The organism is Cystobacter fuscus (assembly GCF_002305875.1).
GTDB classification, from domain to species: Bacteria; Myxococcota; Myxococcia; order Myxococcales; family Myxococcaceae; genus Cystobacter; species Cystobacter fuscus_A.
The window spans coordinates 2,634,273-2,648,618 of the sequence record NZ_CP022098.1; the positions used below are offsets into that span (position 1 = coordinate 2,634,273).

Genomic DNA, 14,346 nt, shown 5'->3' on the forward strand with positions numbered 1-14,346 from the left:
CCTCCGCTCGCGCCCCTTGTTCAACCCAGTCGTCGAGGAGTGTTCATGTGTAGAGCGATGTTTCTGCTGGCGAGCCTGTTGCTCACGTCTTCGCCCGCCCATGCGGCCATCTCCGCGGTGGTGGTGGGCAACGACGCCACCTCCGTCCAATACCAGTTCCAGTACAGCGGGACTCCGGCCTACCGGCGCGCGTACATCGACGTCGACCGCAATCCCGCGACCGGGTTCGCCCAACAGGGGATCGGGGCGGACTACCTCCTCGAGAACAACTCCCTGTACGCGAACGTCGGAGGCGGGTGGAACTGGCAGTTCATCAAGACGGTGACGTACACGGACTCGGCGGGCACCGTGCAGTGGACGGTCGCGCGTGCGGACATTGGCGAGACGGCGACCCCGAACGACGCGGATGTCGTCTTCCAGATCGAGGCACCGCTCGAGACGTCCGCCAAATACACCCACGTCTACAGCGGCACGAACCCGAACCCGGGTACGGGGACGACCCAGTACACGGCGAGCAGCGCCAACATCGCCAACCCGGAGCGGGGCTTCTATCACCATATCAATAACTGCAACGAAACCGACTTCGTTGCCTCCTCGTTGAGCGCCTACCGCACCAACGAGAAGATCACCCAGGTGATCTGCATCTTCTACCTGTCGGAGTTCAAGAACAGCCCCATCAGCCAGGCGCAGTTGGATCGCTTCCAACGGCAGGCGAACACCGTCCGGGCCGCGGGGCTCAAGATGATCGTCCGCTTCGCCTATACCGCCTCGGATACCGGAGATGATGCGCCCCTGAGCCGCGTCACCGCGCACCTGGATCAGCTGGCGCCGTACCTGAGCGCCAACAGTGACGTCATCTCGGTGGTGCAGACGGGACTCATCGGTGCCTGGGGCGAGTGGTACTACACCCAGAACTTCGGCAACCTGGGGAACGTGTCGCAGACGGATTGGAACAACCGAAAGGCCGTGGTGGACAAGCTGCTCAGTGTCCTCCCGGCCTCGCGCATGGTCCAACTGCGCACGCCCCAGTTCAAGCGCACGATGTATGGCACGACGGCGATCTCCGCCGCGCAGGCCTACAACGGCTCGGCGAACGCTCGCATCGGGCACCACAACGACTGCTTCCTGGCCAGCTCCACCGACTTCGGGACCTACGTGAACCCGTCGGTCGAGTACTCCTACCTGTCGGCCGAGACGAACTACCTCGCCATGGGCGGAGAGACGTGCGCGCTCAACCCGCCGCGTTCGGATTGCGCCACCGCGTTGAGCGAGATGGCGTTGTTCCACTACTCCTATCTGAACGTCGACTACGCGCTCCCGGTCGTCAATGGCTGGACCAGCGGCGGATGCCGGCCCGAGATCGATCGTCGGCTCGGCTACAGGTTCTCCCTCGTGTCCGCCACCTTCCCGGCGACCGCCACCCGTGGCGCGGCCATGCCCCTGGACATCCAGATCAAGAACGAGGGCTGGGCCGCTCCCTTCAACCCCCGGTCGGTCGAGCTGGTGCTGCGCAACACCTCGAGCGGCGCCGTCTACCGCGTGCCCCTCTCCGTGGATCCGCGCCGCTGGCTGGCGGGGACGACCACGTCGATCGGCCCGTCCGTCACGATTCCGACGACCGTGCCCGCTGGGAGCTATGCCCTGCTGCTGAACCTTCCGGATCCGGCGTCCTCGCTGAGCACCCGTCCGGAGTACGCCATCCAACTGGCGAACCAGAACGTCTGGGAAGCCTCCACTGGCTTCAACAACCTGCAGCGGACGGTGACGGTGCAGTAGGTCCGTGAGGGCTGGTGCCGGTGACGAGGGCGCCAGCCCCGGGTCTTTTCCATCAGAAGCTCGCGTCGAGCTGGAGCCGGGCGAGGTGGCGCGGCTCGCCCGTGGAGCCGAAGATGTAGAAGTAGTCGCCCTGCAGCTTGAAGGCGTGCCCGTTGAGATAGACGTTGAAGCCCGCGCCGACCTGCTTGCCCTGGGTGTCGACGAGCTGGACGAGCTGCGGGTCGGTGCCCCTGCGGGCGAAGAGCTGCTCCCAGCGCGCGGTCAGCTCCACCTGGGGGCTCACCAACTGGCCCCCCTGCACGAAGTAGCCGTAGCCCGAGCGCGTCACGTCGCGGCTGGTGGTGGTGCCGGTGGTCTGCTCGAGCACGTCCGTGTTGGCCTTTCGCCACAGGCCCTCGGCGAGCAGGGAGAAGCCCCGGTACTTGAACACCACGTCCGCGGCCAGGTGGCTGTAGTTGGCCGTGCCGGCGGTGAAGGCCGTTCCGATGGTGCTGTTGCGGCGCGACGTCCGGTAGTTGTAGGCCGCCGCGACCCCCAGGCTCAGGCGGGGCTTCGCCGAGCGCGTCAGGTCCGCTTCCTGGTCATCATCGAAGTTGCCGAAGGGCCGCAGCGTGAGCCGCAGGACGGTGAGGGGGCCCGGCGCGTACGCCGCGAAGCGGTTGCGCCCGTCTCCTCCACCGATGAAGAACTGGTAGCCGAGCCACTCGTTCAGACCGAAGAGGTTGTTGGACGAGAGCATCACGCCCACGTCGCGGTCGAGGTTCAGCTCGCGCACCACCTGCTGCCGGTCCACGAACTGGAGCGCGAACTCGCGGATGGTGCGGGCCCGGTCGAGCGGCACGAAGAACTGACCCACGCGGATGTTCACGTCGCGCCAGCGCGTGTACTCCACGAAGGCGTCGAAGATGGGCGAGGAGCTGCCCGTCTCGAAGTCATTGCCGCCGAAGGCGAGCTGGATGTTGTAGCGCAGCTCGGGCACCAGCACGTTGCCACCCACGATGAGACGCAGCGTGCGCACCTGGATCTCGTTGGTGTCGTCCCGGTCGAAGTGGAGGAAGGTGTCGCGCAACTGGATGCGTGCCCGGAGCCCGAAGGAGAAGCGGTCTCCCGTTTTCACCACGATGCCGCGACCGGGCTCGGCGGTGATGGTGGTGGAGGGCTCGGCCGGAGGGGTGGGGGCGGAGGGCGCGGGGCCTTCCGGAGAGGGCTGCGCGGGGGTGGATGTGCCCTGGCCCCGGGCAGGGGCCGCCACCGCGAGGAACAACGCCAAAAGCAGACGGATCGCGCCGGAAGGGCGCGGGGAGACGTGCGAGTGCATGGAGGGATTTCCTGAAGGTCACCGCTGTCGCGGCGGGGTCTTCCATCCGCTCGGACGCGCGAGGTCGGCCCGGGCGGGAGGCGTGGCTGGAGCGATGAGGGTCAACACCGGAGACGGCAGACGCTCGTCATGGACGTGTCCAAGATAGCGGATGCCCCAGGAGGAAAGGGCGGTCCGTGGCATCCGTTATAGCGGATGATGGCCCGGCGGTCTTCAGGAATCGAGCAGGAGGCCGGGCGGACGAGGCCCACGAGGCGAGCCTCCAGGCAGGCCGGCCCGTTCGGGTCGGGCGCGTGCCAGCCAGCCCTGTCGTCCCCAGCTTCCAGGAAACTCCTCGTCGCCCATACCCATGACACCCCATGGGGGCGCCTCGAGCTTGTCCGGGACCGCTGGGAGCGAGGCTTCAGGAGACCCCTTGGGGCCGTGTGTGGAGGCCCGGGGAGGGAGGAGCGCCGGCTGGTGGCACGGGCGGTGCGTGGTGACCTTCAATCGTGACCGGCTCCAGGTCCGGCCCAGGGTGGAGGCACAAGCCATGGCACAGAGCATGGACTCGAGGATGTTGTCGTCGCTTCAAGAACTGCTGCACATCGACGTCGACGCGGTGATGCTCTACGACGCGGCGCTGAGGATCCTCGCCGTACCCATGGCGGAGCAGGCCCTGATGGAGTTCCGCTCCGATCATCTGCGCCACATCCGGGAACTCAACGACTGCATCGAGCGGTTCGGTGGGGAGCGGGCGTGCATCGGGGTCAACGCCGAGCAGTGTGACCTCCACGGCTTCACTCCCATCGAGGAGGGAATGCCCCTGGAGGCCGTCTTCATGGCCATGGTGGATGGCGAGCAGATCACCACTGAGACCTACGAGCGCATCCTCAAGGAGGACTGGACGCAGGAGATCCGCACGCTCATCGATCGCAACTTCGCGGACGAGCAGCGCCACCTGCTCTGGGTGCTGAAGGCGTCGCGCACGCGGATGTGGGAGCAGGACGCGGAGACGCCGATCCCATTGTAGTACTCTCCCGCCCTTCCTGTGGTTTGTCGGCGTCAAGCAGGCGAGCCTCTTACGTGCAGCCAACCGACTGCACGAGGGGTCCACGCAAACTGCTGGAGAGCCACGTCCCCGGGGCTGACTCGGTCGAGAGTTCAGCCAGATGCCGCCTCGTCTTCATAGGGTCCAAGGAAGCGCTCTCCATTGAAGTGAATGATGTGCGTCGGAGCTTCCGCCACCCATACCTCGGTCTCCCAGGAGATCTCGGGGAGAAACCTGCTCATGGTCTGCCGATCCATGAATGCCGTAACGTAGACGAGACCTGCCCGAGAGTTCTTGAAGAGTTCCCTCAGTTCTTCGTGGCGCTTGGGGTTCACTGGGCCATGGCTTGTTACTGCCTCGATGAGGAGGAGCCAGTTCTTCTGGACGTGGTGAACCACTACGTCGGGCATTTTGCCGTGCTTGTCTACTTGCACTCCAAGTGCAGCCAACTCTTCACGAGGGAAGAATCGCTCTTTCTGCCCAGCATCACCCAGGTAGAGTACGCGACCACCAGGAGTGAACTTGGAGCAGAACTGTTCCACGATGAGCTTGATCAACTCGTTCTGTCCTCCTGGAGAAAGCGAGACAACCAAACCCGGCGCGAGTGTAACTGGTAACTCGTGCATCTCGCGAGCCTTTGCGTATATCTCTCGCAGAGTAGGGGCCTTCTTGAGGTACGCGCGTAGCCGTTCTGGCCACTTGTTCGTTCCGTAGGTACGGAGCAGTTGCAATGCTGCGTTGTTCACTTTGTATACGGTGTCAGGACTGTTGATGGCGCGGTCGGGTTTGTCGGGGTTGCGCTCCACAAGACCGGAGTCCACGAACTGGTGCAGAGTGAATCGTCGAATGGTCTCCCGCGAGTTCGGCGCATACTCCTTACGGTAATGCTTGGCGATGAACTCCATCAACTCCGTTACTCCCCTTAGGGGCTCGAAGGCTTGGCGCCAAGGGGCGTCCGGCGGCAGCTCGAGAAGAGCCAGGAGCGTGAGCGCAGAGCGCTCGTTGCTCTGCGCCGGAGGCATCCCCAGATCCTTCAGGATGCTCTGAGCCTGCTCAACCCTCGTCGGTTCAGCCGCTATCGGCTCGGACACGTTAGAGCCGCGCTGGCTCTGCTTCCTCGACACGTCGCGTTTCCTCGACATTGGAGAACAGCTCCTTCTCGATGATGGCGTCGAGCTCTTCCTGGGCAGGGAGAAAGTCGGAGATGTTCTGGCCCAGGGTCTCTAGCTGCTGGCGGCTAGGATACTTGAGGTTGCGCAGATCGCCCGCATTCACCTGGGTATGCCCACTGAACTGCCGGAAGTAGGTGTCGAGGAGGGTCGAGTTGAGGAAGGCCGCCAGTCCTCGTGCGAGGGTTGCTGGTAGGCCGCTACCTTGCTGGTGAAAGTAGTTGAGGTGATTCTCGAAGCCGACGCGCTCGCACGGCACATGCCGCGGGTCGAATACCGCTGCTGACACCCGCCGTTTCTCCTCCTTGGCGGAGATCCGCTTTACCAGAACGTAGGTGCCCGTGGGCACCAGCAACGCGTCGGTTTCAGAGTCCTCGGCCAGCGCGTTGGGCTTCTTGAAGTCCTTGGGCCACGCCACGCGACCGCCCGAGAGATGACCTGGCCAGATGAGTGGTACGGTACCCGGACCAGCCACCATCCGCAGGTGCTCGCGTGCACGGAAGTCCACGACCCGACCTGTCGAGACGGTCAGCCCAAGGTCGACAAGGCTGTGGGTCAGCTTGCCGAGGCGCTCCACCACGCGGTCGTTGAGCCTGTTCGGGGAGACGTGAATGAATTTCTCCGGGTCGTCTGGGTGCACCACTTGTGTAAACGGCACCTGACGGCTCGTGGAATCACCTTCTGCCGCCCCCGAACTGGAGGACACTGTCAGGCGTTGTCCCTGGCGCTCCTTCACGGCATGCAAGATGACATTCTCTTGGAGCACGTCGTCGTCGGCGAATGCGGCCTTTCGTGACTCGAAGACGTGCAGCTCCCGGAGTGCCATCTTCGAGAGGAAGTCCACCCGGAAGGGTTTGAAGTACCGGCCATTGCAGAAGCTACGTGGGGTGATGGCCACTATCTCCCCTCCCGGGGCGAGCAGCCGCACGGCCAGGGAGAGGAATGCCGTGTAGAGGTTCGTGGTGCCCGCCCCGATGGAATCCAATAAGAGGCGCTGCCTCGAGCCGGTGTTCAGCTTGCGGTAGGGCGGGTTGAGGATGGCGCAGTCGAAGTCGGGATGGCTCGAGGCGAACAACCCACCGTTCACCAGGGAGACTCCATCTTGGATGAAGTCCGTCTGGTGCACTGTGCTCTCGAAGCGCACCCCGTACCGCGCGCACAGGTCCTCGCACAGGGCCATTGTGCGCCGGAGTGACTCCACCAAGAGTTCATCCACTTCGTACGCTGTGACGGAGATGCTCTCGGGTCGATGGGGGCGAGCGAGCATCTCAGCAACCCAGGCTGCCGTGAGCGAGCCGACGCCGGCACCCGCATCCAAGAGTCGAAAGCTGGGGCGATGCACCTCAAAAAAGGAGGCCATTCGCCGCGCGACAGGGGCAGGCGTCATGAACTGGCCCAACTCGGAGCGTTGCTCCGGGTCCAGTTCGCGGTTGGCCGCTTGGCGCAGTAACTCCACTTGGTCCACAAGCTCGGTCGGCTTAAGAGCGGCGCTTTCGGGTGCATCCAGCAGTTCGATGACGGGCTTGGTGCGCATAGGTGGCTCTCGCGCAGTGTGCGTGTGTGCGCGTCTATGTTGCACCGTATCCTGCAAGGGTCCACATTTCAGCATGAGGTGGTTCAGCTCTGCTCAATCTCCGCGTATCACAGGGGAAAACACCCGCATAGACCCGAATCGGTACGGGCTTGTAGCACCCTGGGTTCTCCACAGGGCGGTTGATTCCGGTACACCTGTTCAGGTGTGGCGCTGTTGGCCGTGAGCGCGTGCTGTCCACGCCCGCCCACTGGGTGGAGGAACTCCCAGGATGTGGCCCACCGCTGCGGACCTCGCCAGCGAGGAAGCTTGCCAGGCCCAGGTCCGGCTGCTCGTTCACCTCCAGCCATACCTCGACTTCGATACCGTGCTGCGCACCTTGCTCGGGCGCAGCACCACGTTCTTCCCAGTTCGAGCGGCGTGTCATCGACGAACGGGCTGTTCCGGCAGTGGGTGGTTACCTGGGTGGGGTTCTGGTGCGTCACCTCGGCGGGAGATGGATATCGCGCAAGAAACTCGGAGAAGCACAGGTGCTCGTGGGCAACCGCGTCTGGTTTCCCTTTGCCCGGGCTCGCCAGTACATGCGCTCTCGCCAGTCGCTGTTGGATCACTCCCTCACGCAGCTCTACCGCGTAGCCGAGCGCCATCGTTCCTGACGCTGGACGTGGGGCTCCGCGCGTGGACGTGGCGCGCGAGCCTCGCTCCTCGGGGACGGTCTGGCAGGGCTTCTGCACAGGCTCCTGGGAACCTGTTCTTCCCGCGGAGCCCTCATGCCACGTCTGGCCTTCCTGCTGTGTCTGTTATTCATCCCGCTCGGGTGTGATGCCTCCCGTCAGGAGTGGCTCGGCCTCTACGAGATGACCGGCACCGCCCACTACAGCATTCCGGGGCTGGGTCACCTGTCCTCACCCGTGTCGGCGACCTGGCGCGTCTCGGAGGGGACGGTCGTGGAGCTCCTCCTCTCCGATGTGGCGGGCGGGTGTTCCCTGAGCGCCCACGTCGAGGAGGCGCGGGCCCTGCTCGAACCCGGAACCTCGTGCGCCTGGAGCGAGAACGGCGTCCTCTTCACCCTCTCCGCGGTGCATGGCTCGGTCGCGCTCGTGGACGGCCAGGGCCACTTCGAGATGGCGGGCCGCGTGACGGCCACCGCCTGGGGGAAGCTCTACCCGGGGGAGTTCTTCCAGAACGCCACGTTGACCCGCGTGGGACCGTAGCCCTCCGCGGGTCCTCGGACTGGGACTATCCCTCCAGCGGCAGCACCCACAGCTCGGCGCCGTGGCCCGGCGTGTAGGCCGTGAAGTAGACGGCGGAACCGACGCGGGTGAAGTCGTGCGGATAGGAGAAGTCCTGCCCGGGGGCGAGATCCTGGAGCTGCCGCGTTCCCTCCGCCGTTCCGTCGCTCACCCAGGGCTCCAGGCCCTGTCCCTCGCCGATGTTGCTGTAGAGGATGCGATCATCCAGGGTGAACAGCTCGCTCTGGAATTCATCCGACAAGCTCAGGGGCCGGGACACCTGCTGCGTTCCGTTCGCCGTTCCATCGGTCATCCAGAGCTGCACGTCCCGGGGCGCCGGTCCCGACGAGGAGATGTTCACGCTGAAGAAGAGCCGGCCGCCCGCCACGGTGGAGGTGCCGATGAGGGCATCCGAATCGGGCTGATCCGAGAAGGCATTGGGCAGCGTCGCCACGGGCCGCTCTTGCACCGCGCCCGTGTCGTCCACCGTCAGGGAAGACAGGCGCAGGAGGTGATCCGACGGCGTGGTGAGCGTGAGGAAGAGCTGGCGGCCCGGGCCCTCCATCAGGTTGGGGATGGGGCCATCCGAGTCCGCGGACAGCTCTCGCACGCGCACCGTGCCCTCGCTCGTGCCGTCCGTGCGCCACAGCTCGCTGCCGTAGGAAGGCGTCGAGGTGAGGAAGAACACGGACGTGCCCAGCTTCTGGAGATGGGCGGGGTAGGCGCTGGCGGGGCCGGCCTGGATGTCCGCCACCAGCACCGTGCCCTCGGTCGTGCCGTCGGTCTTCCACAACTCGGTGCCATGCTCCGCGTCCGTGAAGACGAAGAAGAGGGTGTTGCCCACGAGCACCTGCGAGAAGCTCAGCGAGGAGTCCGGCCCCATGTCGCGCACGAGCACCGTGCCCGCGTCCGTGCCATCGCTCCTCCACAGCTCGGTGTGGCCGCTGTCCGTGCCGGGGATGTAACGGAAGAAGAGCAGCTGGCCGCCCACGGCGGTGAGCTTGTAGGGCGCCGAGTCGCCGCCCATGCCCGGTGTGAGTTCCTTCACCTGCCGCGTGCCGCCGGTGGTGCCGTCGGTGACCCAGAGTTCCGGGCCGTGCGCCGCGTCTCCCGCGACGAAGAAGAGCTGGGCGCCCACGGGGGTCAGCTCCGTCACGAGGTCGGTGGTCGTGTCCGTGAGCGCGGGAAAGTCCTTCACCCGCACGGTGCCCGCTTCGGTCCCATCACTCGCCCACAGGGCGTGGGTGCCGTCCTCGTAGTGGGTCGCGAAGAAGAGCCGTCCCTGGAAGTCCACCAGGCTCGAGGGGCCCGGGTCGGTCCGGGCGGGGCGGTCGGAGGGCGGAAAGACATCCTTGACGAGATGCGCGGTGCCCAGTGTCGGACGGGCCGGTGGAGCACTCGCGCGGTCGCCTCCTCCTCCGGCGGGCATACCCGCGGGCGGAAGTTCGTTGTCCGGCGTGGGGGATTCCGGGCCCAGCCCACCACCACATCCCACCATCAGCGAGCAGAGCAATACCGCGCTACGCCACGCATCCATCCCCACCTCAACTTGTCTGGGTTGAGAGGAAATGTTGGGCAGGGCGTGGCGATCCGTCCAGTGGTGGTCAGCGAGAAACCCGCCTCCGCATTCCCCTCGTGGAGGGGGTCTTCACTGCTCGTCCTCGGAGGAAGAGACCCCGCTGGGATGTAACGTGGCCTCTTGAACAGATGGGCGCGGGGGCTCGGAGTTCAAATCGCGGTGCTGAGGATCACGGCGGGCCGCTTCGGCGATGTCTGGCCTTGGCGGGCCCGAAGGGAGCCGTAGTGGCGGCGGAGATAGTCATGGAGGACGAGCTCCTGCTCACGGACCGAGCAATGGGCCATGCGGTTGGCATTCATGTGCAACAGGTTGCCCGCCAGCTCGGCGAGCGGCACTCGCAGTCTTCCCGCCTCGGACAGGGCCCGGAGCGCGGTGGTGATGGGCACCTGCCGCTCTGATCTCCGAGCGAGCACCGCCAGGCCCTGGGTGAGCACCGGCTGTTGGACCCGGCGCGTGACGAGCAGTTGCTCGAGGCCGCGCCGCTCGCGGCGATAGCGCTCGCTCAACTGGTGCTCGGTGGCGCGCTGGACGTGGAACTCGCGGCCGAGGCCCTCGCGCAGCACGGTGACCAGCCGCAGCTTCGCATCCAGGTCCATGCCCAGGTCGGACAGGAGGGAGTCCATGCTGGCCAGCATCAAGCGCCAGCGCGCCTCCGTGCCCTCGTCGTCCCGGAGCAGCTCCAACAACTGGAGTGTCGCCTCGCTGTCCACCTGGAAGAGGCGTTCGCACAGCCGCACCCCTTCCGCGCCCCCGTAGCGCTCCACCTCGCGCTCGTAGGTGTCGAGCTGCACCTTCCACACGAGCCCATCTCGTCGGGCACGCGACAGCATGCTCATCAGCTCGTGCTGCACTTCCTGGAGCCGCTCGGGCGCGCCGTGGAAGCGCAGCCGCAGGTGCCAGTCCGGGTCCGCGTGGCGGGTGAAGAACCATCCGTCGGCCGCGGAGGAGGCCAGCGCGGCGCGCACGAGCGGCGCCAACAGCCCGATCATCAGCCGGTCCGCGGTGGCCGCGCCGGTGTAGATCCTGGCGTCCAGCCACTCCGAGCCGGGCAGGAAGCCGCGGGCGGAGAGCTCGGGACGCGGCACCGGCACCTCGTGGAGCCGCCGGGGCTCGGCGGGTGCGGGGCGCGTGCGGCCGAAGGGCACCACCACCTCGTGGTGGAAGCGGCCCTCGGGACCGTGGGCGCACAGCTCCTCGGGCCGGGGGAACAGCTCCACCAGCGTCACCCGGGGCCGGTCCTTGATGCGCTGCACCAGCGTGTCGATGCTCAACACGTTGTCCAGGTCGATCGGCAGGAGTTGGTCGCCCTCCTCCAGCGCGATGAAGCGGGGCAGGCGGTGTTCGGCCCGGAGCGCCTGGATGGCGGCGAAGCGTTGGGCGCCGGTGATCGCGCCGAGTCCCTCCAGGGTGTCGTGCCAGAAGCTCCACCGGGCGACGGAGAGCACGAGCCGCCCGTGGGTGACGCGCGGCAGGAAGCGGGCGTGGGCGAGCGGGCCCCAGCTCCATTGCAAGGCGCCGCACTGGTGCTGGGTGGCCAGGGTGCACAGGAACCTGTACAGGCCCAGGTTCCGAGCCCCGTGGTCGTGGACGTTGGTCATCCGGGGGATGACCTCGCGCCCCAGCCGCCGCGAGCGCAGCACGATGCGGCGGCCCTGGAGGGAGATGAGCAGATCGGACGCGTCGAGCTGCCGATCATCGGGGGCGCCGGAGCGGCCCAGGTAGGTGAGCTCATGGCCGCGCAGCACCGGGCGGGCGAGGATGTTGCCGGCCCGGCCCTGGGGCAGGTGGACGATCTCCGCGTAGACCGCGTCCGGGCGCGATGACTCCTCGGCGCGCAGGTGCGCGCGCACCTTCAGGTGCAACTGTTCGTCCCCCAGACAGAAGCGGCCCAGGACGTTGGCGCCCGAGGGACCCGCCGCCATGTGCAGGCGGACCTGGAAGCGGCCCCGGGCGAGCGATTCCTCGGACTCGGCCGCCACGGTGGCCATGGCCATGAAGGCATCCGGCAGGGGCGCGCGGGACGGGTTCTCCAGGTGGGCGAGGTCCTCGTCACTCAACTCCATCACCTGGCTGCCCGTGCGCTGCACGTGCTCGAGCTTGTGCAGCAGCCGGGCCTCGCGTTCGCCGAAGCTGGCGCGTGCTTCCCGGGGCGCGCCCAGGGCGAGCCCCTCGAGCAGGGGAACGACTCGCGCGTCCGGGGCGCCGGACGTCATGAAGCCGATGCCAGATTCCTCGTCCAGCACCTCCAGCAGGGGCAGTTCCCGGCCCTCGTAGCGCTGGAGGAACGCGTCGCGGAAGGCCTCCAGGCCATCCTCCGGGGGCGAGGGGTGGAGGCGGTGCAGCAGCCGCACCCCCTTCTCCAGCTCGCGCAGCACCTCCTTGCCCAGCACGGCCTCGGGGGCGGGCTTGATGAGGTCCACCTGGAAGAGCCGCGGCAGCTCGACGGGGACGGGCAGCTTCGCCAGCATGCGCGCCACGTCCAGGTAGCGCTCGCTCGACGCGCCAAGCCCCTCCCGATCCAGGTGCTCCAGGCAGGATTGGACGGCGCCCAGCGCCTCGGTGAGGGACGTGGTGCCGGGAAGCTGGCGCAACTGGGAGATGAGCTCGGGGAGGGCCTCGGGCCCGGTGACCGGGGGCTGCAGCTCGGACACGAGGAGCTGACTGTCGATGAGCTCGTCGACGTAGCCCCTCGCCTCGTCGAGGCTGACGTCGGGGTCCATCTCCACGAGGAAGCGCGCCAGCTCCTCGGGCCGCACGCCGTGGCGGGCCCGGGCGAGCGCGGCCTCGAGGTACTCGGTGGGCTCGATGGCCATGAGGTGGTAGGCGCGGTGGCGTGCCGCGAGGCGCCGCTCGGCGTAGTGAAGCTGGTTGCTGGCGCGGTAGAGGCTGGTGCTGGGCCGGTGGGGGATGTGGGGGCGCAGCTCGGGCGAGCGGGAGAACGCCTCCGCGAGCAGGCACGCGTAGTCCATGTCCAGGCGGGTGTGGCGCTGGTAGCGCTCGCGGGGCCCGGTGCGCAGCCGGGTGTGCTCGCCCAGCTCTCCCACGGAGTAGCCCGAGAAGAGGCCGAAGGGCGTGGGCCGGCCGGCCATGCGCGACAGGTAGCGCACGAGGCCGCGCTCCAGCTTCACTCCCTGCTCGCTCTCGGGGGCGCGCTCCCACTGCTCCAGGTGCTCGTGGAAGCCGGGCGAGGCCACGAAGAGCGCCTCACGCACCTCGGGCCGGCGCACCATCTCCGCCAGGCGCGCGCGCAGCGTGGCGCGGTCGCGTTGGAGCGCCGGCTCCAGGGGCAGGCCCGGCGGAAGGCGGGGGGCCTCCAGGCCTTGTCCCCAGGTGTCCAGCTCATCGAAGGGGAGCAGGGGCGTGCGGAGCACGAAGAACCCGGAGGGGGCGAAGGGGAACTCCCGCGACATGTTCTCGGTCTGTGCGGTTTTCATGGGGAGCGGGCCGGATCAAGCGGGGATGGAGGCCATCAACATGCCGTCCCACATCGGGGTGTGGGGCTGGGCGGCGGCGAGCAGGGCGAGCGCGGTGCCGGTGACGCCGTGGAGCAGGCTCTTGTCGGCGATCCAGCCCATGTCCTCGTTCTTGCCGGTGGGCGAGGACCAGAAGACGAAGCCGGCCACGCCCTCGCCGGGGCGGCGCATGCGCAGCGTGCGGGTGAACCACTCGGTGGCGGTGTGCTTGAACGTGGCGTCTCCCGACACCTGGTAGAGCCGGTTGTAGATGTGGCCGAGGCCGGCCGCGCCATGGCAGAGGCCCGCGTCGCACACGCCGGACTCCTCCACGGGGCGCAGGGCGGCCTCGCGTGCGAGCGCCAGCGCCTCGCGCTCGAGCTGTACGTCCCCGAGCGCCTGCGCGGTGACGACGAGGCACAGGACGACGCCGGGGTCGCCGTGGCACCAGGCCGAGCGGCAGGGCGTCACGTCCACGCCCGGCGCCACGGCCGAGGGAAAGCGCGCGCCGGGGCTGTCCGGGAGCGCGTTGGCGAGCAGCCAGCGCGCTCCCCCCTGGGCGAGCGCACGTGCCTTCTTCTCCGCCACACCCGTGCGGGAGATCAACGCGAGCAGGGCGACGACGGCGGGCACGCCGTGCGCGGCGCCCAGGTTGAAACAGCCCGCGGTGTACATGGCGCGCTGGTGGGGCGGCAGGTGATGGGGAGGCGTCCACCACGACAGGCCCGAGCCCGCGCGGGTGGAGCGCTCCTCCAGCCGCGCGACGATGGCCTCCAGGCATTGGACGGCGAGGGGGCGTGGCAGGCGCTCCAGCGCGTAGACGCCCAGGCCCACGAGGCCACGGATGAGATCGTAATCCGCGCTCCACGGCTGCCGCGAGAGCAGCTCGAGCAGCGCCTGGTCGATCTCGTCCATGTCCTCGAGTCCGTGGAGGCCGAGGGTGCCGAGCCGCTCGATGGACCAGGCGATTCCGGAGAAGCCCCCGTGGAGCCAGGGCAGCAAGGGTTTTTCCTCGAAGGCCAGCGCCGCCTGGTGGATGAGCCGCTCCGCGTGGCCGCCGTGGCCGAGCTGGGGCCGGCCCCGTTGCAGCTCGGCGAAGAGCAGGGCGCGTCCGGCGAGTCCCCCCGAGAGCGTGGGCCCTTCCAATCCCTGACTGACCTGGAGCACCTCGGCGATCTCATCCACGGTCTGGAGTGCTCGTTCCCGCAGCTCGCCGTCCAGCAATGTCGTCCAGTTCTTCATGGATTGCCCCCCGTCCC

At 67.5% G+C, this 14,346-nt stretch carries 9 protein-coding genes and 1 pseudogene; 4 read left to right on the forward strand and 6 right to left on the reverse strand.

Annotated elements, in window-relative coordinates; all coding sequences use genetic code 11:
• Positions 1-45 precede the first annotated feature (45 nt).
• The gene (locus tag CYFUS_RS10985) at positions 46-1,776 is read left to right on the forward strand and encodes a DUF4832 domain-containing protein (RefSeq protein WP_095985176.1); all 1,731 of its coding nucleotides are present in this window, start codon (positions 46-48) and stop codon (positions 1,774-1,776) included.
• A gap of 52 nt (positions 1,777-1,828) precedes the next feature.
• Here the strand turns inward: CYFUS_RS10985 and CYFUS_RS10990 are convergent, their stop codons facing one another.
• Positions 1,829-3,094 (reverse strand): porin, encoded by a 1,266-nt coding sequence (locus tag CYFUS_RS10990; RefSeq protein WP_095985177.1) that lies wholly within the window; start codon positions 3,092-3,094, stop codon positions 1,829-1,831.
• 532 nt (positions 3,095-3,626) lie between these two features.
• Here CYFUS_RS10990 and CYFUS_RS10995 point away from each other — a divergent pair.
• Positions 3,627-4,106 carry a ferritin-like domain-containing protein gene (locus tag CYFUS_RS10995; RefSeq protein ID WP_095985178.1) on the forward strand — a complete coding sequence of 160 codons (480 nt, stop codon included), beginning with the start codon at positions 3,627-3,629 and terminating at the stop codon, positions 4,104-4,106.
• A 131-nt stretch (positions 4,107-4,237) separates the two neighbouring features.
• Here CYFUS_RS10995 and CYFUS_RS11000 read toward each other — a convergent pair whose 3' ends face one another.
• Together CYFUS_RS11000 and CYFUS_RS11005 are read right to left on the reverse strand one after the other, a co-directional pair.
• Positions 4,238-5,248, reverse strand: a complete 1,011-nt coding sequence (locus CYFUS_RS11000) for a BsuBI/PstI family type II restriction endonuclease (RefSeq protein WP_198316537.1) — start codon at positions 5,246-5,248, stop codon at positions 4,238-4,240.
• Positions 5,217-6,827 carry an Eco57I restriction-modification methylase domain-containing protein gene (locus tag CYFUS_RS11005; RefSeq protein ID WP_095985180.1) on the reverse strand — a complete coding sequence of 537 codons (1,611 nt, stop codon included), beginning with the start codon at positions 6,825-6,827 and terminating at the stop codon, positions 5,217-5,219. The genes CYFUS_RS11000 and CYFUS_RS11005 overlap by 32 nt, the downstream gene beginning before the upstream one ends.
• Positions 6,828-7,036: 209 nt before the next feature.
• On the opposite strand from CYFUS_RS11005, the pseudogene CYFUS_RS52550 reads away from it, so the two are divergent.
• Both CYFUS_RS52550 and CYFUS_RS11015 read left to right on the forward strand, forming a co-directional pair.
• A pseudogene (locus CYFUS_RS52550) lies at positions 7,037-7,480 on the forward strand (hypothetical protein); the annotation flags it as partial.
• A gap of 114 nt (positions 7,481-7,594) precedes the next feature.
• Positions 7,595-8,038, forward strand: coding sequence for a hypothetical protein (locus CYFUS_RS11015; RefSeq protein ID WP_095985181.1), 444 nt, complete (start codon positions 7,595-7,597; stop codon positions 8,036-8,038).
• A gap of 25 nt (positions 8,039-8,063) precedes the next feature.
• On the opposite strand, the gene CYFUS_RS11020 is transcribed toward CYFUS_RS11015, so the two are convergent.
• The 3 genes from CYFUS_RS11020 to CYFUS_RS11030 all read right to left on the reverse strand — a co-directional run bounded on the left by CYFUS_RS11020 (position 8,064) and on the right by CYFUS_RS11030 (position 14,329).
• On the reverse strand, positions 8,064-9,593 hold the full coding sequence (locus tag CYFUS_RS11020) for an ELWxxDGT repeat protein (protein ID WP_095985182.1): 1,530 nt from the start codon (positions 9,591-9,593) through the stop codon (positions 8,064-8,066).
• A gap of 191 nt (positions 9,594-9,784) precedes the next feature.
• Entirely contained in the window at positions 9,785-13,069 is a 3,285-nt protein-coding gene (locus CYFUS_RS11025; protein WP_095985183.1) for a lantibiotic dehydratase, read from the reverse strand.
• A gap of 15 nt (positions 13,070-13,084) precedes the next feature.
• Complete coding sequence (locus CYFUS_RS11030) at positions 13,085-14,329, reverse strand: lanthionine synthetase C family protein (RefSeq protein ID WP_095985184.1); 1,245 nt, start codon at positions 14,327-14,329, stop codon at positions 13,085-13,087.
• Positions 14,330-14,346: the final 17 nt, after the last annotated feature.

What these genes read in the sequence shown, in the direction of transcription:
- CYFUS_RS10985 (WP_095985176.1), top strand. Translation starts at nt 46, where the DNA reads ATGTGTAGAGCGATGTTTCTGCTGGCGAGCCTGTTGCTCACGTCTTCG.
- CYFUS_RS10990 (WP_095985177.1), bottom strand. Translation starts at nt 3,094, where the DNA reads ATGCACTCGCACGTCTCCCCGCGCCCTTCCGGCGCGATCCGTCTGCTT.
- CYFUS_RS10995 (WP_095985178.1), top strand. Translation starts at nt 3,627, where the DNA reads ATGGCACAGAGCATGGACTCGAGGATGTTGTCGTCGCTTCAAGAACTG.
- CYFUS_RS11005 (WP_095985180.1), bottom strand. Translation starts at nt 6,827, where the DNA reads ATGCGCACCAAGCCCGTCATCGAACTGCTGGATGCACCCGAAAGCGCC.
- CYFUS_RS11015 (WP_095985181.1), top strand. Translation starts at nt 7,595, where the DNA reads ATGCCACGTCTGGCCTTCCTGCTGTGTCTGTTATTCATCCCGCTCGGG.
- CYFUS_RS11020 (WP_095985182.1), bottom strand. Translation starts at nt 9,593, where the DNA reads ATGGATGCGTGGCGTAGCGCGGTATTGCTCTGCTCGCTGATGGTGGGA.
- CYFUS_RS11025 (WP_095985183.1), bottom strand. Translation starts at nt 13,069, where the DNA reads ATGAAAACCGCACAGACCGAGAACATGTCGCGGGAGTTCCCCTTCGCC.
- CYFUS_RS11030 (WP_095985184.1), bottom strand. Translation starts at nt 14,329, where the DNA reads ATGAAGAACTGGACGACATTGCTGGACGGCGAGCTGCGGGAACGAGCA.